The 22658-nt window shown below is 57.6% G+C and carries 14 protein-coding genes; 13 read left to right on the top strand and 1 reads right to left on the bottom strand.

All coding sequences use genetic code 11. From position 1 onward, the window contains the following. Nucleotides 1–70 precede the first annotated feature (70 nt). Nucleotides 71–1021, top strand: a complete 951-nt coding sequence (locus ACYQ3S_RS01345) for a DUF3991 domain-containing protein (protein ID WP_459686977.1) — start codon at nt 71–73, stop codon at nt 1019–1021. Next, entirely contained in the window at nt 1021–2421 is a 1401-nt protein-coding gene (locus ACYQ3S_RS01340) for a relaxase/mobilization nuclease domain-containing protein (protein WP_459686976.1), read from the top strand. The genes ACYQ3S_RS01345 and ACYQ3S_RS01340 overlap by 1 nt, the downstream gene beginning before the upstream one ends. A gap of 254 nt (nt 2422–2675) precedes the next feature. Here the strand turns inward: ACYQ3S_RS01340 and ACYQ3S_RS01335 are convergent, their stop codons facing one another. Beyond that, complete coding sequence (locus ACYQ3S_RS01335; RefSeq protein WP_459687108.1) at nt 2676–3767, bottom strand: virulence RhuM family protein; 1092 nt, start codon at nt 3765–3767, stop codon at nt 2676–2678. 542 nt (nt 3768–4309) lie between these two features. Here ACYQ3S_RS01335 and ACYQ3S_RS01330 point away from each other — a divergent pair. The 11 genes from ACYQ3S_RS01330 to ACYQ3S_RS01280 all read left to right on the top strand — a co-directional run bounded on the left by ACYQ3S_RS01330 (nt 4310) and on the right by ACYQ3S_RS01280 (nt 22596). Beyond that, complete coding sequence (locus tag ACYQ3S_RS01330) at nt 4310–5155, top strand: tyrosine-type recombinase/integrase (RefSeq protein WP_459686975.1); 846 nt, start codon at nt 4310–4312, stop codon at nt 5153–5155. Nucleotides 5156–5504: 349 nt separating this feature from the next. After that, entirely contained in the window at nt 5505–6365 is an 861-nt protein-coding gene (locus ACYQ3S_RS01325; RefSeq protein ID WP_459686974.1) for a tyrosine-type recombinase/integrase, read from the top strand. Beyond that, nucleotides 6358–6630 (top strand): hypothetical protein, encoded by a 273-nt coding sequence (locus ACYQ3S_RS01320; RefSeq protein WP_459686973.1) that lies wholly within the window; start codon nt 6358–6360, stop codon nt 6628–6630. Before ACYQ3S_RS01325 ends, ACYQ3S_RS01320 begins: the two co-directional genes overlap by 8 nt. Nucleotides 6631–6643: 13 nt before the next feature. After that, entirely contained in the window at nt 6644–17050 is a 10407-nt protein-coding gene (locus ACYQ3S_RS01315) for an InlB B-repeat-containing protein (protein WP_459686972.1), read from the top strand. A 153-nt stretch (nt 17051–17203) separates the two neighbouring features. Continuing rightward, a complete protein-coding gene (locus ACYQ3S_RS01310; protein WP_459686971.1) occupies nt 17204–17647 on the top strand; it encodes a hypothetical protein in 444 nt (147 codons plus the stop codon). A 13-nt stretch (nt 17648–17660) separates the two neighbouring features. Beyond that, nucleotides 17661–17978 (top strand): hypothetical protein, encoded by a 318-nt coding sequence (locus tag ACYQ3S_RS01305; protein ID WP_459686970.1) that lies wholly within the window; start codon nt 17661–17663, stop codon nt 17976–17978. A gap of 33 nt (nt 17979–18011) precedes the next feature. After that, a complete protein-coding gene (locus tag ACYQ3S_RS01300; protein WP_459686969.1) occupies nt 18012–18935 on the top strand; it encodes a zinc-ribbon domain-containing protein in 924 nt (307 codons plus the stop codon). Nucleotides 18936–19317: 382 nt separating this feature from the next. Continuing rightward, nucleotides 19318–19770 carry a sigma-70 RNA polymerase sigma factor region 4 domain-containing protein gene (locus tag ACYQ3S_RS01295; RefSeq protein WP_459686968.1) on the top strand — a complete coding sequence of 151 codons (453 nt, stop codon included), beginning with the start codon at nt 19318–19320 and terminating at the stop codon, nt 19768–19770. A gap of 688 nt (nt 19771–20458) precedes the next feature. Continuing rightward, on the top strand, nt 20459–21454 hold the full coding sequence (locus tag ACYQ3S_RS01290; protein WP_459686967.1) for a ParB N-terminal domain-containing protein: 996 nt from the start codon (nt 20459–20461) through the stop codon (nt 21452–21454). Then, on the top strand, nt 21451–22302 hold the full coding sequence (locus ACYQ3S_RS01285) for a DUF6551 family protein (protein WP_459686966.1): 852 nt from the start codon (nt 21451–21453) through the stop codon (nt 22300–22302). The genes ACYQ3S_RS01290 and ACYQ3S_RS01285 overlap by 4 nt, the downstream gene beginning before the upstream one ends. Before the next feature lie 75 nt (nt 22303–22377). Then, complete coding sequence (locus ACYQ3S_RS01280; protein WP_459686965.1) at nt 22378–22596, top strand: DUF6870 family protein; 219 nt, start codon at nt 22378–22380, stop codon at nt 22594–22596. Nucleotides 22597–22658: the final 62 nt, after the last annotated feature.

Genomic DNA, 22658 nt, shown 5'->3' with positions numbered 1-22658 from the left:
CAGGGGGCGGCGGGCGCATCTGTTGGATGCTTCCGTCACCCCCTCTTTTTTTCGTGGAGGTGAACGACATTTGACCCCATTGACCAAAGAGCAGATACAGCGGGCCAAGGAGTGGGATCTGCTCTCCTATCTCCAAACCTTTGAGCCGGGGGAGCTTAAACGGTGCGGCCCCCGTGAATACTGCACCCGTACCCACGACAGCCTGAAAATCTCCAACGGGAAGTGGTGCTGGAACAGCCGGGGCATCGGCGGGCGGACCGCCCTGGACTATCTCATCAAGGTGCGGGGCATAGACTTCGTGGGGGCGGTGCAGACCTTATGCGGGTACTGCCCGCCGCCACAGCCGGAGCGCCCGTCCCCCAGGCCGCCCGCGCCCTTCCGGCTTCCTGCGGCCAGCCGGTGCCCCTCCGCCGTGGTGCCCTATCTGCAAGACCGGGGCATTGACCCGGAGATCATCCGCCTCTGCCTGGAATCCGGCATCCTCTATGAGAGCAGAAAATATCAAAACTGCGTCTTTGTAGGCAGGGACCCGGCTGGCCGCCCACGGTCCGCCGCCCTGCGGGGGACGCGGGACAGCTTCAAGCTGGATGCGGAGGGGAGCGACAAGCGGTATGCCTTCTGCCTGTCGGCCTCCGACCCAGACTGTCCCCGGCTGGCGGTGGCCGAGAGCCCCATCGACGCCCTCTCCCTGGCGACGCTGGAGAAGCACACCGGCGGCCCGTGGCAGGATTGCCACTACCTCTCCCTGGGCGGCACCGCGCCCAATGCACTCCTGCAATTCCTCCGGGATCACCCGGCTGTGACCCAAATCAGCCTGTGCCTGGACAACGACAAGGCCGGCCTTGCAGGGATGGATCGGCTGGAGCAGGCCATACAAGCTGACCCTGCGCTGGCGGCACAGGTGACGCTCCTCTGCCGCAATCCGCCGCCGGCGGAATACGGGAAGGACTACAACGAGTTCCTGATGGCCCTGGTGCGGATGGAGCGCGGGGCACGGTATGGGCGGGAGGCGGCGCGGTAATGGCGATCTCCAACCTTCTCCCCCGGAAAACCATGCCCAGCCGGATGCGGCTCCAATCCATGGCGGAGCGCCACGACTACGACCAGAAGCCGGAAAAGACCAGGGACGGCGAGCTGGTGTCTGCCTATATGTGTTCTCCCGAGACTGCCGCCGAGGAATTTGAGGTCAGCAAGCAGCTCTATTACCAGCTCACTGGCCGGAGCCAGCCCAAGAAGCGGGACGTGATTATGTACCGCATCATTCAGTCCTTCCGGCCGGGGGAGGTCAGCCCCGAGGAGGCCAATCGGATCGGCTACGAGCTGGCCATGCGCTTCACGGAGGGGCGGCACCAATTTGTGGTGGCCACCCATGTAGACAAGGCCCATATCCACACGCACATTGAATTTAACAGCACCAATCTGGACTGTGATGGAAAGTTTAAGAATGTGAAGGACTCCGCCCTTGTCCTGCGGCGGCTGAATGATGAGATCTGCAAAGCCCACGGCCTGTCCATCATTGAACACCCATGGGAGAAGGCCAAGCTGCCCGGCGAAGCGGCGGCGGTGAAGTACGGCGTCAGCTTCAAGGAGCAGCTGCGGCAGGCCATAGACAAGGCGCTCCCTGAGAGCGTCGGCTTTGAGGATTTTCTGGAGCGGATGCGTGCCCAGGGCTATGAGGTGAAGCAGGGCAAATACCTATCCTTCCGCGCACCCGGGCAGGAGCGGTTCACGCGCTCCCACCGTCTGGGGGACGGTTATACCCTGGAGGCCCTGCGGACGCGCACTGGCAACCGGCGCGGGTATGCTTCTGCGGCCCAAAAGCCGCTGCGGCGTGACGGCAGGAAAATCAATCTGCTGATTGATATTCAAGCGAAGTTGGCCGCCGGCAAGGGCGTGGGCTATGAGAAGTGGGCCACGATCTTCAATTTGAAGGAGGCCGCCCGGACGCTCAACTTCCTGATGGAGAATCACCTGACGGACTACGATGAGCTGGCCGCCCGCGCCGAACAGGCCGGGGCCAGCTTTGACGCTTCCTCCCGCCGCATCAAGCAGCTGGAGGCCCGCATGGCCGAGGCGGCCCAGCTCAAGACCCATATCATCCGCTATGCCAGGACGCGGGAGGTCTACGCCGCCTACAAGAAGTCCAGGCACAAGAAGGAGTTCCGCGCCGCCCATGCTGAGGAGATCGCCCAGCACGAAGCGGCCAAGAAAGCCTTTGACGCCTTGGGCGGCAAGCCCATCCCCAAGGTGGCGCAGCTCTCCAAGGAGTATACCGCCCTGCTGGCGGAAAAACGGGCCGAGTATGAGAAATACAAGGCGCTGCGGCAGGAGATGATTACCCTTCGCACGGCAAAACAGAATGTGGATCGGATTTTAGGAATAGAACAAGAAGCTGCACGCAGTACAGAAATGAACCGTTAGGATTTGTTTTCTCATTGACATAGTTCACATTCCTGCGTATCATAATAGCAGCGGGTAGGTATCTACCCAATAAGTGGCTCGCTTCCGGTGACGCGAGGAATAAGTACACCGTGCAACCGTTTTCCGCTTCCGGCGATGCGGACCATAAATACGCCGTGAACAAGTTTTGGCCCCTTGCCCCACGGCAAGGGGCCTTTTCCATAATGTTGATTAAAATGAAGCAAGTGAGGGAGAGTGATGAGCAGTATAGCCCATCACTCTCCCTCGCTTTTTTCTTTGTCTATGAGATTTGCTTCCTGCGTTCCTTCCGCCTTGGCTTCCAGTTCCAGAAGATAACGGTCATAGTCCGACTGGAAGAGACGATCCTGGACGACGCGGTACTTTTCAAACTCACATTCCGCTTTTGCCTTTGCGATTTCTGCGGTAATTTTCCCGGCATCTTGCAATATCTCCCGGTCATCTGCCATCAGGAACAGGTCCAGCCGTCGGCTCCAGTCCTCCATGGTCATGGGGATATGGCGCTCCGCCCGATCCTCGGCCAAATCCAGATAGGCCGACACAATCCGCTCCAAAGAACGCAGCTCCTGTTCCTGCAAATAGTTCTTGGCAATACTGACGTCGCTCTTGACGATTTTTCCGTCCGGAGCCGCTGCCCAGGAGGTTAGGCCCATGTGCGGCTTCTCCGCATCTGCTCGCTCATAAATCAACTCCGCTGCGGTGTGCCCATGGACAGCGTAGTGCATCTTATTCTGTACCTTTGCGAAAAACTGCTTTGTGGTCTTTGCAGTTCGGTCATAATCCAGGGCAGTGGCGTAAATATCCGTGATTTTCTGGTAGAACCGGCGTTCTGATAAGCGGATCTCACGAATCTGCTCCAACAGGCGGTCAAAGTATTCCATTGTTAGCGTTGACCCGCCGTTTTTTAGACGCTCATCGTCCATGACCCAGCCCTTGATGGTGTAGTCCTTTACAATCTGGTTGGCCCACTTACGGAACTGCACCGCGCGATCATTATTGACCTTGAAGCCAACGGCGATAATCATTTGCAGATTGTAGTGATTCGTGTTGTAGCTTTTCCCATCGGCAGCAGTTATTCGGAATTTCCGAATAACTGAATCTTCTTCCAATTCACTGTCGCCAAATACTTTCTTGATATGCTCGTTGATGGTCGATACACTTACACCATACAGCGCAGCCATCATTTTTTGGGTCAGCCAGATATTTTCGTCCTCATAGCGCATTTCGATGCTGTCCTGCTGGTTGCCGACCGAGGCAACATAGGTCAGGTATTCCGCCGCGCTGGAGCGGATGGCCTGCTCTTCATTTTTTTTGCTCGGCAATATCATCCATCCACCTTTCCCTATAAAGAACGGGGCCTGTCTTGTGGCAGGCCCCGTTTGAGCATTTTCTTTCAGCTTTTGGCCTACTCCGGTTTGAGGTTTCACTGCACAACCCCTCCTGAAAGCTCCGTAAGACAATGCTTTCCGGCACACTCCCTTACTTCAACGCTTTGGCAGGCACACGTCGTTGTCTGCCTTTATATTTTATTGTACGCAGAACCCTTGATGATGTCAATCAGAAAATGGCCGAGGGGCGGTGTTTGGAATCAGCCAAGCACCGCTCCTCGGCCTTTCTTTTTTTCTGCGCGGATGTGCAGAACTAGGCGACCAACGGGAGCCGAGAAGCCACGCCGGAAGGCGTGTTCGACTGGACGCCAAAGCGGCCCGGTCCGGGGCTTGGGGAGGCCCCAACCAGCGTTTCGGAATGTCCAAAAGGATATTCCGAAACATTGCTGGCCTACTCCGCCTGCGGAGCAGGCATAGGCTTTGTATAACAAAACTCCGGCACGGTACAATATGGACAAGACTTATCGAACCGGAGGTTTACCATGAACGGAAAACAGATCACCACACAGCAGCTTACCACATTCGCCCGGCATCTGCGCCAGGCCGAGCGCAGCCCCGGCACCATTGAGAACTACCTGCGCCATGTGCGCGCCTTTGCCGCGTGGCTGGCCGGCAGGCCGGTGACCAAAGAGGCCGCTGCGGAGTGGAAGGAACACCTGCTTGATAAAGGTTACTGCCCCAGCACCATCAATGCCATGCTGGGCGGGCTGAACCGCTTCTTTGACTTTGTGGGCTGGAAGAAATATCAGGTCAAGGCCCTGCGCCTCCAGCGGCAACTATTCCGGGATGACAGCAAGGAACTGACCCGTGCCGAGTATGACCGCCTGATTACTGCCGCCCATGCCCTGGGCCGGGAGCGGCTGGCCCTGCTGATGGAAACCATCTGCGCCACAGGTATCCGGGTGAGCGAGGTGCAGTATCTCACTGTGGAGGCCGTGGAGCGCGGCAGGGCGGAAATCTCCCTGAAAGGCAAAATCCGCACCATCCTCATTCCTGGGAAACTCAGGCGCAAACTGCTGAAATACGCCCGCAAAAACAAAACCGTTTCCGGTGAGATCTTTCGCACCAGAAACGGAAAGGGGCTGTCCAGAAAGCAGATTTGGGCGGAGATGAAGGCCATCTGCAAAGCGGCGGGCGTAGAGGCCAGCAAGGTATTTCCACACAACCTGCGCCACCTGTTCGCACGGACATTCTACAAGGTCTGCCGGGATGTGGCGAAACTGGCCGACGTGCTGGGCCACAGCAGTATCGAAACCACCCGCATCTACCTGATCTCCACCGGCGCAGAACACGCCAGTCTGCTGGAGCGGCTGGGACTGGTAGGATAGGACAATCTTCACAAAAAGTCCCGATCCGGCAGAAAACCAACCGGCAGAGTACATATTTAACGAGGTTATTTTAGCATGAAATCCATTGGAACGCAAGCAGTCAGCCGGGGTTGGGCATGGCAAAACAGGCCAAACAGGTGAAATTATTGTTTGGCCTTGGTTCATGCGCCCATTTCCACCACTCCATGTACTGTATGGGGTGGTTTTCTTCTGTATGCCTGCCTTTTATATCGAACCTATTTCGGCTCCGGCGAACAATCTGTGAAGATTGTCCCACTCCGGCCTGCATGGCGCACACAACAAATTGTGAAGTTTGTCACTGGCAGAGCGAGGGACGGAGGTGATTCACATGATACAGACGGCAGAAGAATATTCCTTTCCTGACCGCGCCGGGCAGAATGACCCTTGCCTCAGATGGGAGCAGGTGGACGCCTATCTAAATGATTTGCAGACCCGGGGACGCACACCAGAAACCATTCGGACGTACCGGAGAAACCTGCTGCTGCTTTTCGAGGCATTGCCCGAAAGCAGGCAACTTGACCGCAGGACACTGGCCCGCTGGCGGGACACGATGCTGGAACAGGGATACACCCCACGGACAGTCAATGTGCGGCTTGCCTCTGCAAATGGCTTTTTAGATTATCTCGGCCTGCGGGACTACCAACTCCCCATGCAGTTGAAACCGGCGGAGGATGATATACAGCCGGAACTGACCCGCAATGAATACCTGCGCCTGCTTTCCGTGGCACGGACACTGGACAAAGGGCGGACATACTTAATGGTAAAGGTCTTTGCCATTTTGGGGCTGACCGTACATGATCTGCCGAAACTCACAGCGGAGGCCGTTGAAAAAGGGGTGTTTACGACCAGCGCCAACCGTTCCCGACAAATAATCCGCATCCCGAATTGTCTGCAAGCGGAACTGCTGGGCTACCTTCAGCGGGAGGGGATACGGAGCGGGCCGGTGTTCTGTACTCGGAATGGGAAACCCATCTGCCGTGCGGCGGTGACAGCCTGTATCCAGCAGTTATCCAGAGATGCGCGGGTAGCGCCAGAGAAGTGTAATCCCCGCTGCCTGCGGAAACTGTGCCAATCCACTCGGGCGGGCGTCCAGCAGAGTATCTCCCTGCTGGTGGAGCAGGCGCTGGACCGGATGCTGGAGCAAGAACAAATTACAATCGGCTGGGAGGAGGTGAACGGCCATGGGTAGAAATAACGCATTGACCCTGCCTCTTCTGGAGTATCTGTCGCACCGGGCTGGATGTGCCTACCTGTCCGACCTGAAGTACATAAATGGCTGGCAAAGAGCACGGCTGGCCCGTGTGTTGGAGGAGATTCCAGCAGGGGCAGCAGATCTTCGCACTTGGAACGATGCGCTGGACTATTTGGCACAAGCCCCGCCAGAGCAGGCGGCGGAAGACGCCAGAGCACTGTTGATTACCAAATTATCGCAACCCATGCAAAATAGGAAGTAAAGGAGAACAAGCCATGAAACTACGATTGAGACGGCCATTGGCTATGCTGCTGACCGTCGTGATGCTGTTGGGGCTGCTCCCCACTGCGGCTTTTGCCGTGGAGGAAGGCACTGGAGAACCGTCCACAGCCGTTGCCCCAGCAGTCATCAAGCTGGACAGCGCAAAGTGCGAAGTGGGTGACGAAGTTACCTTAAATGGCAGTACCACTGTATCAGACGGCGGTATGCTGTCCTACCAGTGGTACAAGAGCGGCGACGATTCGGTGGATGATGCCGACGCCGCTGAGGATGAAAAGAACGACCTCCCTCTGGACGGTGAGACCAAGACCACTTTGACCGTGGACACCACGGAAGCCGGGGTGTTCTACTACTACGTCATTGCCACCAATACGGTGGAACTGGCAGATGGAGCAACGGCCACCGCCTCCACCACCAGTAATGTGGCCATGGTGACTGTAAAAGAGGCCGAGCCTGTTCCGCCCAGTGAGAACAGTGAGCCAGAGGATGACCAGGAACCGACTGACGGCAACGCTTCGGAGAATGAGCAAGCCCCAGAAAATGGTGGTGAGGAGCCGGCTCGACCCCTGGCAAACCAAGGAGAAAGCTACTTTGGTTCGCTGACTCTGACCGGCTTTAATGAGGCCACCGACAACACAGCTTTTTCGTCCGTTACCAAAGACCTGCTCGATGATACGGACGACACACCCCTGAAGTGGCACTTGGGCAGCACGGGAACCCGCTACCCGGCCACCATGAGAATCAATGTCGGCTCCGGCAAGCCCGCAGACGGAGCTACCCGCACCCTGACGATCACGCTGGCCAAGGGGCTGGAGTTTGTGTCCTACCCCGAAGATACTGCCAGTGAGCTGCCGGAGGGAGTCACCCTGAAAGCCGAACCGACCCGGGATGAGGACATCTATACCAGATACGGCTACTCCAGTGTGTACGGCTCCCTGGTATATGAGATTTCGGCTGAAGCAGCTACCAAGGCCACAGATATCAGCGGCTTCATGCTGGAAAATATCACCATTCGGCCCACCCGCGCCTTCTTTACCGAAAACAAGGATGGCATGACAATCGAGGACGCCCTGGAGGTCACCTACTCGGCAGACTATGAGGATGACATCCAGGATGTGACGGAGACCAAGTCCTATGATGTAGAGCTTTGGGGTGCGGCATCCCCCGATAATGTGGTTCTCAACAGCAACAAACATAGCTATGTACTGTCCCCCGGTGAATCGGTTCAAAACCGGCCGATGTGGTACTTTGAGGAAAATAGCATTGGCGGGCAGTTGATCAAAGACCTCACCTATACTATTGAGGCAGACGAGGAACTGCAATTCTCCGATCCCGCTGTGACAATCGATGGCGTGGAAGTTGAAAATAACAGTGCTAAAATAGAGGAAACTCAAACCACAGATGGCAGAAAAACCGTCAAATTTATCGCGTCAAACCTGTGGGTAAACAAAAACTACGCCGCAAGTTCAGACGTGTTCTACGGCAATACTCCACAGTATACCTATCAGGTAAGCGTATCGGAGGGCATTGAGCCCGGAACCTATACCTATCAGATCAAAAGCGCAACTTTTTCATTGGAATCGGGTGTGAGTATCACGATTCCCGGCAACACTACTGTTAAATTTACCGTCCAAGAAAAAATGGAAGAGGGAGATGATGCCAACTTCAAAGTGGAGAACATTACGATTTTCCGCGCCAACATCCATCAAAATGAGATCAATATGACCATGGGCGGTTTGGCGTGGGAAAATGTAGGTGTAAACGATACCCTTCCCAAAACGGTAAAGATCCAGTTTGATGAGAATGCAGTCATCAATGCGGTCACGCTGCCACAGTATAACGGCATTACAGACACTACCATAAACGCCACTCTACGCATGGCAGATGGTACGGTGCAGTATGTTTCCAAAGACCGCTCCGACTTTGCCGATAAGACTCTCATCACGCTGAAAGAGTTTGGGGAAGCAAACGCGGTCAGCCTCCAGTCGGTAACCGCCCAGGTGGGGCAACTGCCCGCCTCCAGCACCCCTATTAATACTGCTGGGTGGGTTGTCAAAAATCATTCTATTTTTACTCAAACAGAATATTTCAACTCTGTGGGACACTTCATCTCTGCGGAAACCGACTCTATAACCACCACCTATACCGTTTGGACAACCGGGACAAATGAAAGCAGCGAGGGTTCCAACACCAAGACGGCCACCTGCACCACAAAGGCGGTGGGAGCTGACGAGGCCACTTTTTCCATAGACCCAAGAACGTCAAGCTACCCTGAAACACTGAGCCCAGGCGACACCTTATCCATAAATATAAGTTTTTACCAAGCCAGTAAGGATGGGGCGTATTCCGCCCCCATGGTGCAGCCTGTGCTTTACATCCGCCAGCCCAAGGATATGGCCTTCAGCACACAGTCCCTGAAGCTCTATGATATCGTAAACGGCCAGCAGCACAGTCTTATCACACCTGAATCCATCACAGACGTCACCAACCAGTGTACCGTGGAGGACGGGAGCCGGATCTGGAAGGTGGTCCTCCCGGAGGACTATCTCCTGGGATACTACGATGAAAACCTGGACTCCCATGCGTTGGGGGTAGAATACACGATGACAGTGTTGCCCAACGCGTCCAGTGCCGCGCTGGATCAATCCACCATGCTATTCCTGACGGATGACAGCAACATAGGTCCGAACGACAGTGCATATTCTGTCGTATCAGATGTCTATAACGTCACCGGCAAGGGTGCTGATGCAAAACTCAACGGCCTGTCATCCAAGGTCTGCACTTTGATGGGGAGCAGCCAGATCAGCATGGGCAGCGCCATCAAGACGGATCTAGACGAGAACTATTTCAACTATGTCGAGGGGGACAATAACACCATTGCCTCCTTTGCAACTGGACAGACGGGCAGCATCCGGCTCAATGTGGTCAACAACGGCGATTCCGATGCGGACAATGTGGTGTTCTATATCCCCCTGCCCAAGGCGGGCGCGACTTATTCGGAGCTGTTCGGCGGAAAGTATGTTGGCACCCTGGATTTGCTGTTGAAGGAGCAGGACGGGGAATATTATATCACTGATGGCCGTTCCAGCCCCAATGTCACCTACGCCACTGTCACAGATTACAACGAATACGGTTTGCCGGTGGAGAATGAGAATACAAGTTGGTCCACCTCCTACTCCGACACCTGCAATATGATTCGTGTAACATACCGCAACATCCCCTCCGGCAGTGGCGAGAGTACGATCACCTTCCACATCAAAACCAGCGATGCCCCGCAGAACAGCGGAAACATGAGCATCTTCTATCCCGTCATCGACTGCGTGTACGGAAATGTCACCCAGCGGGGCAAGCAGGCCCCAATCGCCCTCCAGTGCTGGAGCGGCGTCGTCAGCGGCACGGTCTTTGATGACACAGACCGCGACGGCGTGCAGGACGAAGGCGAGGCCGGCGTGGAGGGCATCACCGTGGAGGTGAAGCCGGAGAACGCCCCCTCCAAGTTCGCAACGACGGGTGAGGACGGCAAATATACGGTCACCGGCGTGCGCACCGACGGCAAGGTAACCGTCACCGTGCAGGATGGCACCCACAGCTTCAACCCCCTCACCGGTGCGGATGCCCGGCAGTACAGCCAGGCGGTAATTACCGCTCCGGGCGACGGTTCGGCTTACTCGGTTGTCGTCCCCATCGAGGGTACGCCCCAGAATGCGGCCTATACCTATAACGCCAAGGATATGACCACCGCCGCCGTGTCCGCCGGCCTGATAAAGCCCTACAAGGTGACCTTCAGCGGCAACGGCGCCTCCACGGTCAACCCCGCTGAAATCTACCGCTTCCCCGGCGAGACCGTGGGCGACTACAACCAGAAGGTCACCGTCCAGACCGGAGAGGGCGAGACCTTCCAGAACGAGTGGAACATGAAAGTCGGTGACGGGGAAACGACCCCCGTAGCGGACAGCGCCCTGCTGACCACTGCGATCACGGGCGATACCGTGTTCACCCCCGTCATTGAGAGCCAAAAGAATGTCGTCTACTTCATGGTGTGGGACGACACCCAGGGAGAATCAGTCGCGCTGAAGTATGACGATATTCCCTATGGCGATACATTGGGCAGCAAGACCAACGGCGTTTTCCCGGACATGACAAATTATCAGCGGCCCGGCTATGAGCTGACAGGCTGGAATGTGAACGCCGTGGGCGCTGTCATTATCCCCAATGACGCCGACGGACAGAGCAAAATCCTGAACGCGAAGGTGACCGGCATGATCAGCTATCACGCTGTGTACACCCCGCTCAGCAATATCACGGTGACGCTGAATCCCAACTATGAGGGCGCGCAGTCTACCGCGCTGACGGAACTGATCTATGGGCATCCGGTCAACTACACCATCCCCACTCGCGAGGGGTATACCTTCCTGGGGTGGTCTACGGAGCAGAACGCCACCGAGGGCAGCATGTCCCTGACCTGCCCGGCGGTGGACACGGAGTTCTTCGCCGTCTGGGAGCCCGGCACTGTCCGCCTGACCCTGCTGGAGAACGGCGGCACATGGGCGGATGGCAGCGACTTTGAGAACGGCTACATCGACGGCACCGTGGGCGAGGCCGTGAACCTGCCCACCGACACGTACATCACCCGTGTGGGCTATGAGTTCAAGGGCTGGTATGTCCAGGGCGATGCCGAGCAGAAAGTCCTGACCGACGACTACAAATTCCCCACCAAGGCCACCACCCTGATCGCCAAGTGGGAGCCCAAGCAGGAGAGCATCACCTTTGATTATGGTGAGGATAGCAAAATCCCGTCCGAAACGGTCAGCGGCCCGCATGGTTCCATTGTGGGCTATGAAAAAGGCCAAGAGCTGATCAATGTTACCCGTGAGGGCTGGTCGCTGGTTGGCTGGAAGAATGAGAAGACCGGAATGGTCACCCCCGCCGCCAACACCGGCAGCATCGTGATTGAGGACGAACAGAAGTACATTGCGCAGTGGGCTCAGGGCCAGTCCATGCTGAAATTTAACGCAGGCGAGGATGCCAAATTCCCCAACAACGGCCAAGTCAAGACATATTACGGCAATACCGGCTCCGACCTTGAGCACGGCGAACCCGTAAATCCTGAGCGTGAGGGCTACAAGTTCCTCGGCTGGTTTGATGATCCTACTGGCGGCGACGCCGTTACGGAATTTACCTTCCCGCAGACTGAAAACGGGGAAAAGACCTACTATGCGCAGTGGGGGAAGGAGACTTACACCGTCACCTTCCGCTACAACGGCGGAACGCTGGAGGGCGCAGACCACAAAGAAGTCCCTGTTGAATATCTGGACAACGTGGACGATGTCCCCACGCCGACCAACGGCAATGCGGAATTGCTGAGCTGGACAGACGTGTCCACCGGCCAGACCTATTCCGCCGAGGAGATTGAAAAACGCGAGGTCAAGGCCAACACCATTTACTCCGCGAACTGGAATCTTCCCAGCTATCAGGTTACCTTCGGCAACCTGGGTGACGATGCGAATAAGACCTCTACGGTGTCTGTCACCTCCGGCAGCGGCGTGTTTGCGCCCGACCCGCAGACTCCTGACGGAAAGGTGTTCCTGCACTGGCTGCTGACCAGCGATCCAGACGCCACCAAGACGGAATATTCCGACCAGGATCTGGCGCAGCTCAAAATCTCCAAGGATATGACATTCCAAGCCGTATTCGGCGAGGACAGCTACACCATCACTTTCATCACCAGCAACGGCAGCTTTGAGGGCGGCGAAAAGGAAGCCACCATTACCAAGAAGGGCGGCGAAAAGCTGGCAGAGACGGACTTCCCCAAGGTAACCAGTGACACTAAGCTTGTCGGCTGGTACTACGGCGGGCAGACCAAACCCGCTGCGGAGTGGGCTGCTGATACCGTGGTCGAAGGCAACATGACCTTCGTGGCGGTATTTGAGGGCAACGTGACCCTGAACCTGATCGCCAACGGCGGCCAGTTTGCACAGGGCGCGCAGACCTCCTTCACCGACGCGGCGGGAACTAAGATTACCGTCCCCACGCCGACCCGCACCGGCTGGACCTTTGCCGGCTGGTACACGGCTGAGAACGGCGGGACGGAGATTACCGACACCAGCAAGCTGCCCGCCGCCTCCGCCATCTGGTACGCCCATTGGACCAAGGGCGATCTGACGGTCACCGTCACTAACTCAGAGGACCAGATTTATGACGGCACGCCCAAGACCCCGGCCCTGACGGTCAAGGTTGGAGAAACCACACTGACCGCAGGTGAGGACTATGTGGCCATCTACGAGAACTACATCAACGCAGGCACCGCGACGGTGAAGGTCTACGGCATCGAGGATTACGCTGGCTTAACTGGTACCGCCACCTTCACCATCCAGAAGGCCGAGCAGATTGTGAACTTCGTCAAGTCCGGCGTCCAGACGGCCATCTATGGCAAGAGCTTCGCCAACACCGCCACCGCCCAGTTGGACAGCGCCGCCGCGAAGATCACCTACTCCAGCAGTGACGATAGCATTGCCACCGTGAATGCAAGTACCGGAGAGGTCACCATCCTCAAGGCCGGCGAAGTCACCATCACGGCGACAGCGGCAGAGACGAGTAATGTCAAAGAGGGCAAAGCCGAGTATAAGCTGACCATCAGCAAGGCCACCCCCACGCTGACCTTTGCCAACAGCACCGTCAGCGTCAAGACCACTGGCTCCGTGAACAACCCCCTGACCATCGTACCCGAGGGCCTGACCGTGACCTACTCCAGCAGTAATGAGGATGTTGCAAAGGTTGACCCCTCCACTGGCACAATTACCCTTGTAGGCGAGGGTACGGCCACCATCAAGGCTACCTTCGAGGGCAATGACTGCTACAAGCAGGCCGAAGACACCTACACCCTGACCGTGGACAACGACGCCATCGTCTACACCGCCGAGGGCTGGCACGGCGCCTATGACACACAGGAACACGGCATCACGGTGAATGTTACCACTCTCAACTCTGATGCAACTGTGACTTACAGCACTACCGAGGATAGTAACTTCACCGCTCAGAACCCCACTTTCACCGACGCCGGCACCTACACGGTCTACTTCAAGATCGAGGCCCAGGGCTATGACGCCGTGACCGGCTTGGCCAAGGTCATTATTGACAGGGCCCAGCTCACCGCGGCCACCGTCACTGGTGGCGAGTACACCGGCCAGCCGGTGGAAGGTACCGTCAGCGATGTCAAGGCCGGAGAACTGACTGGCCTTGTAGAAAACACGGATTACACCGTAACTTTCTACAACAATGTCAATGCCGGCGAAAATACTGCCCTGGCAGTCATCATGGGTACCGGCAATTTCACCGGCACCCTGATCAAGACCTTTACCATCACCCCCAAGAAGTTGACCCCGCAGATGGTGTCCGAAATTGCGGGCCAGCCCTATACCGGCGAGCAGGTCAAGCCCGATGTCACCGTGACGGACGGCTCCACCACGCTGATGGAGGGCAAGGACTTCACCGTGACCTATGGCGATAACAACAGCGCAGGCACCAACGCGGGCACCGTAATCATCACCGGCACCGGCAACTATGCTGGCACCGTCACCAAGCAGTTCGACATCACTAACGCCGGCACCTTCGAGGTGATCGTGGACAATACCACCCTGACCTACGACGGGACGGAAAAGGAGCCTGCCGTTACGGTTTGGGCCGTGTCTGACGACGGAAAGACCAAGACCATGCTGACTGTGGGTACCGACTACGAGGTGACCTATGAGAACAACATCAATGCAGGCACCGCCAGCGTGACCGTTAAGGGCATGGGCGCTTATACCGAGAGCGGCAAGAACTGGAAGGATATTACGGTCTACTTCACCATCCAGCCTGCGGAGCAGTCTGTGACCTTTGCGAGTGCTGAGGTTGAAAAGACCTACGGCGATCCCGCTTTCACCCAGGCCGCCACAGTCACCCTGAATCCGGATGTTGACGGCCAGACCCCCAGCGCAGTCACCTACGCCAGCAGCGACCCCGCCGTGGCGACGGTGGACAGCGACGGTAAGGTGACCATCGTGGGAGCTGGAACCGCCACCATCACCGCCAGCGCAGCGGCCACCCAAAACTACAAGGGGGCCGAGGCCAGCTACAAGCTGACCGTCAAGCCCAAGGACATTTCCAGCTCGGACGTGACGGCCTCCCAGATCCCCGACCAGCCCTATGGCGGCGTCCCCGTGACCCCGGAGTTCTCTTTGACCGACAGCGATTCCGACATCACGAAGGACAACCTTGAGGTCAATGTGGACTACACCTTCGAATACTCCAACAACAACGGCGAGGGCGAAGGCAAGATCACCATCACCGGCAAGGGCAACTACACCGGCAAAAAAGAAGTGAGCTTCAACATCATCTCCTGGAGCGAGTCCCAGGTGGTTGTCACCCCCGCGGCCATCACCATCTACATGGGCGGTGCAAATGGCTATGAGGGCGCCGTCGTGGACGAGGAAACCGGCAGCATTACGGCCAGTTCCTCTCTTCCCGAGCCCGGCTTCCGGTTCACCCTGCCCGATATGCTGGAAGATGCATTGACGGCAGATAACGCAGACCTGACCGACATCACGTTCCTTGAGCCGGCCAGCGGCAAGGAGTGGACGGCGGAGCTCTACGCGGAGGGAGCCAGCAGCGTTTACCGGCTGGTTCCCGGAGCGGAGCAGGAACCCGTGCGCGTCCAGTTCACCAACGCCCAGGGCCAGACCGTCACCGAGGACAGGTTCGAGGTTGGCGAGAACATCAACCAGACGCTGACCATGACCCTCTACAAGGGCAACGTGAGCGTCATCTACGCCATCTATGACGGCGTGCGGTATCCCATCCGGCTGGGCGAGAGCACCCTGACTGTCCGGGGCGTGACCGAGGAGGCCCAGTATGCCGCCGTGACGGACGGCACAGAGGCCCCCGTGGAGGGCAAGCCCGCCGTGGCCGCGGAGAGCGGCACCACCTACACCATCAACGGCAGCAAGGTCCAGGTGGAGGATCCCAGCGGCGTGGCGCTCCTGTACGACAGCATCATCGACGCCAATGGCGAGGACCGCACCAGCCTGCTGGAGGATAAGGCCGGGGATACCCTGGCCGGTATGGGCCAGACGCCCGGCGAGGGCAGCCGCTTCGCCTACTCCTTCCAGTACCTCGACCTGGTGGACCAAAACAACGGCAACGCCTGGGTCAAGGCCAGCCAGGATGTGACCATCTACTGGCCCTACCCGGCGGGGACGGACAAAAACACCGAGTTTACCCTGCTCCACTTTGAGGGCCTGCACCGCAGCATGGACGCAGACGACATTGCGGGCCAGATTGAAGGCTGCACGGTCAGCGAAGTGACCATCGCTAACAAGACCGACACCCATATCGTGCTCAAGGCCGGTTCCCAGGGCTTCTCGCCCTTCGCTCTGGTGTGGGAGGAGAAGATCCCCACCTACACCATCACGGCCACATCCAACGGCAACGGCTCCATCACCCCGGACGGCGTGACCACCGTGCAGGAGGGCGGCAGCCAGAGCTACACCATCCAGGCCGACAGCGGCTACCACATCTCGGATGTGAAGGTCAACGGCGTGAGCGTCGGCGCGGTGGAGATCTATACCTTCACCAATGTCCAGAGCAACCAGACCATCGCAGTGACCTTTAGCCGCAACAGCTCCGGCGGCGGTGGCGGTGGCGGCGGTCACACCAAGCCCTCCGACCCGGACGAGGACATTCCCGACGAGCCCGGTTCTGCGGATCCCTTTGACACCGGCGTAGGCAACTGGCTCAACACTGAGGACCACACCGCCTATCTCGGCGGCTACGGCGGCGGCCTGTTCGGGCCGGACGACAACATGACCCGAGCCCAGGCAGCGCAAATGTTCTACAACCTGCTGCTGGACCAGGATGTACCCATCACCGTCAGCTTTACCGATGTGGCTGCGGACGCCTGGTATGCCAAGGCGGTCAACACCCTGGCTTCCCTCGGCATCGTGGACGGCGTGGGCAACAGCCAGTTTGCGCCGGAGCGGGCCATCACCCGGGCGGAGTTCACGGTCATCGCCATGCGCTTTGCCCACCTGGATACCACAGGGGAGAATATCTTCTCCGATGTGAAGCCGGACGACTGGTTCTACGCTCAGGTGGTCGGCTCCATCAAATACGGCTGGATCACCGGCTACACGGACGGCACCTTCCGCCCGGGCAGCACCATCACCCGTGCTGAGGTGACCACCATCGTCAACCGGATGCTGGGCCGCAGCGCCGACAAGGCGTTTGTGGACAGCCATGCGGATACCCTGACCCAGTTTGACGATGTCAGCCGCACCGATTGGGCCTACTATCAGATCATGGAGGCCACCAACGCCCACGACTACAAGATGTCGGGCGGCGTTGAGGACTGGACCCGGCTCCAGTAACTGCATCAAGGCGGAGGGGAAAGGGGCTTCGGCCCCTTTCTTCTCTATGCCGGGAAAATCGAAAATCACCCCAGCGTTTGGAGAGGAGAAAAAAATGGAGAGAAACATGATGGGGCCCGGCCTGGCCGGGGCCAGAAAGAAAAAACCGTAGAGGTGCCAGGCTTCCAGGTCAAGGGGCATCTGCTCCAGTGGGAGAATGTAGCCATCCAAATCAACAACATTGCCCTGGTCACCAGCTCCGATGTACAGCCGACGCAGTTCCCTATCTGGGTGCTGCTGATCGCCGTTTTGGGCATAGCCCTGATTCCCTTTATGCTGCCCCTGGGCCTTGTCCTGCTGGCCCTGAGTGCATTTACCTTTTATGTCTGGTATCGGGAGAATGAAAAGAAAAAGCAGCAGAAATTTCTCTATATCCAGCTCAATTCCGGCAAATCCTTTGCCCTGCTGTTTCAGTCACAGGAGTTTCTAAATCAGGTGCTCCAGACCTTTTCCAACATCTTCGCAGATGGCGGGAGGACGGGCAACAATTACTACTTTGACCTGAAAAACAGCAGGATTGACCGCAATTCCAGCGTCATCCAAAACCTGCGCCAGTAAGGGGGAGGCCGGCATGGCGGACTACTATTTCAACTTCCAGGGCGCAAGGATAGACAACGGCTCCAGCGGCATCCATACCTTTATCGCCGGAGATGTTCAGGCAACGCCGGCAAGCGACGCAATCGTCACAGAGCTGCGAGAAATCCGCAGAAAGCTGGAGAAGTCTGAGCCTTTGCTGGCCGCTGCTGTGGGCAATCTGGAACAAGCGGTGCGGGCGCAGGATAAGCCCACCATCTCCAAAATCGTCCAGCAGCTGTCCGTAGGCACCGCAGCGTCAGTATTTGCAAACCTTTCCAGCAACGGCCTTATGACATTCCTCGGGCTCCGGTAAACAACAGCAGAAAAAACAGAGGGGGTGTAAAAGATGACCCTGTATGAACGCTGCAAGGAGTCTGTCTGGGAACATCTGCTTGAGCAGTGGGACGCCGAGCGCAATGCCCCTTTGACACCCGGAGATGTGGCCAGCGCAACCCACCGGAAGGTGTGGTGGCGCTGTGAACACGGCCATAGCTGGCAGGCAACCGTCGCTTCGCGTGTTTCAGGCTGCGGCTGCCCGATCTGTGCCAACCGTGTGATTCTGGCAGGCTATAACGACCTCGCCACCACCCACCCCCATCTGGCCAAGCAGTGGCATCCCACGAAAAACAGGGGCCTGAAGCCCACTCAGGTCTGCGCAGGTTATATGAAAAAGGTCTGGTGGCAGTGTGAACAAGGGCACGCATGGCAGGCCGCCGTTTCAACCCGTATCAAGCAGGGGGCAGACTGCCCTGTCTGTTCCAACTATGTGGCGCTGGCGGGCTACAATGACCTGCAAACCCTGTATCCGGCTATCGCCGCCCAGTGGCACCCCATCAAAAACGGGCTGCTGGCCCCAAGCCAGGTCGTGGCGGGCAGCAACCGCTATGTCTGGTCGCAGTGCCATTTGGGCCATGCGTGGCGTGCCAAGGTGGTAGACCGGACGAGAGGCACCAACAGCTGCCCCTACTGTGCTGGTCAGAAGGTGCTGGAGGGCTTCAACGACCTCGCCACCGTATGCCCGGAGGTGGCGGCACAGTGGCACCCTGAGATGAACGGCACACTGACGCCCCAGCAGGTAACAGCGGGCAGCAACCGGCGCGTCTGGTGGATCTGTCCCGAGGGGCACGACTGGCGCACAGCGGTCTATAACCGTACCGGCAGGAACAAGCGGACAGGATGCCCGGTCTGCGCGGGAAACTATAAAGTTACCTACCAGCAGAGAGCATACCAGGAGATACTGATGCCGCCGGCGGGAAAGGAGGGGCGGTAAGGGTAGGGCCCTGTTATCTGATACATAAGCGGGCTATGGGGGGGTGAACATGATTAGCTGTCCCTTTTGAGAGGTTTTGGACAAGCGGTTCGCCGCCGAACCAAATACGATTCCCCGCTGTTAAGGCGCGAGCAGCCGGATGGCTGCCCGCGCCCTGTTTTTTCTTCGACGGCTTATCCCAATATCCCCTATCAAATATTAGGAGGTCTTGGGATAAGCCGTCGAAGTTTTTCCGTACTCTGCCCGGCCTTTTGCCGGAAATCGCGAAGCACGGGAAAATTTTCAGAAAGGAATTGTATTTTGGCGGGAAATGGCCCCGCTGCCGTGGGCCGCCCTCCGAGAGCTTGAACATCTTACTTTTCAAACTTTCGGAGGTAACGCCATGAGCAAAGAACAGAAAAGATACTATCTCTACATAGATGGACAAGCTGTGCCTGTCAGCGAACAGGTCTTTCGCGCCAGCCGCCATCATGGCCGGAAAGAGGAATACTTCACCTACGACCTGAAAACGGAGAAGTTTTCCTGCAACCAGGAAACACAGACGGCCCGCTTCACCCCCAGTCGAGAGGATTCCTATGAGCGACTGTTGGGGGCAGGCCACCAGTTTGCCACGGGCGGCCCCACGCCGGAGGAAGAAGCTATATCTTCCCTCTGGCTGAAAGAGTTGATGCGTAGCCTGTCCCCGGAGGAGCGTGGAATCATTTATCATTTCTATGTGCTGGATAAGTCAGAGCGGGAAGCCTGCGCGGCCCTCCAGCTGTCCCAAACCACATTCCGCCGCCGCAGAGATGCCTTACTCGAAAAACTACGGAATTTGTTGAAAGAAAATTTCTAAAAAGCGGCGCAAAACCGGCCTCCCAGCGGGTAAGTAAGCGAGGGGGTCTATCTACCTCTCTGCAACTTGACAAATAACGGGACAAGCTCCCGTTCATATCGGTATGTGAGCTCCAAGACCCGTTGAAGCGAGCGATACAGGGGTGGACGCCAAGACTGCCTGCGGGCTGGGGATGGATGAAAGGGGGTGTACCCCCATCCCCAGCCTGTCAAAGCGATCACATCAAAGGTACGAGCGGTAACCTGCCAACCTGTTACCCGGCATTGGTAACGCCGGGGGCGCATGGACCCTCAACGGGAGATAACCGGATAATACCCGATCCCACTGGGTAAAAGTGGACTACTATGGGAATGGCGTGCGCGGTTTAGTCACCCGCGGTTCACCTTCCGTTGGTTTTTAGGCGTCTGTTACCAGGACGGGCTCACATACTCCCGTGCCGGGGGTGAGCAGTAAGGCGGTCCTGCCGCCTGAGAATACGGCACACATGGATAATAAAGGATACGGACAGCAACCCCGCGCCGGCCATAGCCCATCACAGAATAGGGGTGCAAAATAGGCCGGGCGGGCTGTCCTTCCATCCCGTACTGGATGCGGGACGTTGCGCCACAAGGGGCTTTCCTTTGTGGCGCAAGGTGTTTCATCCAGCAGGATGGGGCAACAACGGCGGCACAGCCGAGGGAGGTGAAGTATGCGTATCCAGATTAGAGAAATTAAAATCAATCCAGGCCGACGGGAGGCTTCGCCGGAACGGGTGGCGGAGCTGGCAAAGAGCATTGCCGAGATTGGATTACTCAATCCAGTTACGCTCGACCGGGCCAACACCCTGATCGCCGGCCTGCACCGGCTGGAGGCGGCAAAGCTGCTGGGCTGGGACGAGGTAGATTACACAGTGAGCAGTTTGGAGGGCCTGCGAGCCGAGCTGGCGGAGATCGACGAGAATTTTGTCCGCACCGACCTGTCTGCCATCGAGTATGGCGAGATACTTCTGCGCCGGAAAGAGATTTATGAAGCACTCCACCCGGAGACTATCCCAACTAACCAGGGCGGTCCGTTCCGTGGAAATCAGCATCAGGTGGTCAGCGACAAAATGACGCAGACCACAAAATCCTTTGTGGAAGATACGGCGGAAAAGCTGGGAGTCGGGAAACGGACCGTGGAGCGCCAAATCCAGACGGCCAAGAACATGACCCCGGAGGCCAAGGCCATTATCCGCGATTCGGGTGCCAAGGTGACGAAGAAGGACGCCATGAAGCTCTCCCGACTGAAGCCGGAGCAGCAGAAGGACGCAGCCAGCCAGCTGGCCGCCCAGGAGATCCGCTCCATGGCCGAGTATCAGCCGCCGGAGGAACCGGAGCCCCAAGAGCCGGTCACGGAGGAGCCGGCGGTGGAGCCGCCTCCGTTCAAGCTGAGTGAGCAGCAATTCACCAGTTTTCGGGAATCGGTAGCGGCGCTCAAGGACACAGAGAAGGACTTCAGCTGCACCCCAGACAGCTTTCTGGCGGAGATCACCGCCTTTGTGCGGAAATTCCACCGGGAGATCGAATGGTATAGTACGCCGTATTATGAAGCCGCTTTCCCGGATTTGAGCAGCGTGCAACTGGACTATCTGCACCAGCAGATGGAATCCATCTGCTGCGCGGCAAACCATTTATTACATCAAGTGGAAAGGATGAAGCACACATGAGCTACCGGAAAAAGCACTACCCGGCGAAGCCGGAGCGGGAGACGCCGACCCTATTCGATGTGGAGTACAGCAATCCGGGGGTAGACCGGACGCTGCCTACCAGCCGCCTGACCTCCGGCCTGCCTTATCAGCGGCCTGTGGACGAACGGGAGGTAGACCGCCTGATTCGGGAGTGGGATGACCGCCTGCTGGAGCCCCTGACCGTCAGCTTCCGGGATGGGCGCTTCAACGTGGTGGATGGTCAGCACCGCATCGCCGCCATGGTCAAGAAGAACAGCGGCCGGGAGGTCATGGTCCCCTGCAAGGTTTACAGCGGCCTGAGCTACGAGGAGGAAGCGGCCCTGTGCTATAAACTGGACAAAGCCAAGCGGCGTCTGAGCCTGTCCCAGTCCACCAATGCCCTGGTGGAATCAGGGATGGACGCGGAGGTCACCGAGATCCGCCGTCTGGTAGAGGATGCGGGCTTCCGCTGGGCGCTGGGCAAAAAGAGCGGACGGGAGCATGAGATCGTCGCCACCCGGGCCGTCATCAACGCCTACCGCCTGCTGGGCAGGAACTCCTTCTCCCGTATGCTCACTCTGCTGGAGCAAACGTGGCACGGCGCGCCCCACTCCCTCAACGCAGTGGTCCTCTCCGGGCTGGCCCTGTTCCTCAAGACCTACGACACGGAGCTGAATGACCGCGTTTTTATCAAGCGTCTGTCCGCTGTGGACCCGGATGAGATCATCCGCCGGGGCCGGCTGGATTTCAGCACCAACAGTACCGCCCTGCGCTACGCCAGAGTCTTTCTGGAGAAATACAACGGCCAGCGCGGGGGGCGGCGGCTCCCATACCGTTTCAAATCCTGATACATACCCACCCATAGCGCCGCAGGTCCCCGGCCTGCGGCGTCCGCATTTCCATTCGAGAAGGAGGCCAAGAGAATGGAGCAGAACTTTCGGAACCACACGCCCCAGGCGGAACTCGCGGACATCCAAACCATAGCCGTAGACCAAACCCTCTCCAAAGAGGAACGCATTGCAGAATTTCTCCGGCAGATCAAAAATCCCTACTGCTTCAAATGCGGGAAATTTACCGTTCAGGCACAGTTTTCCCCCAATGGCGTATCGTTGGAGGATTGCCTGAAACAAATCCTGATTTAGCACTTTAATGTGTTGACTTCCCCGGAGTGGTATGCTATACTGATTCTCGGAAAAAGAATTAC

Source organism: Agathobaculum sp. TL06 (assembly GCF_054658635.1).
The sequence above is the reverse complement of the archived record's forward strand: the minus strand, read 5'-3'. Positions and strand labels throughout refer to the sequence as shown.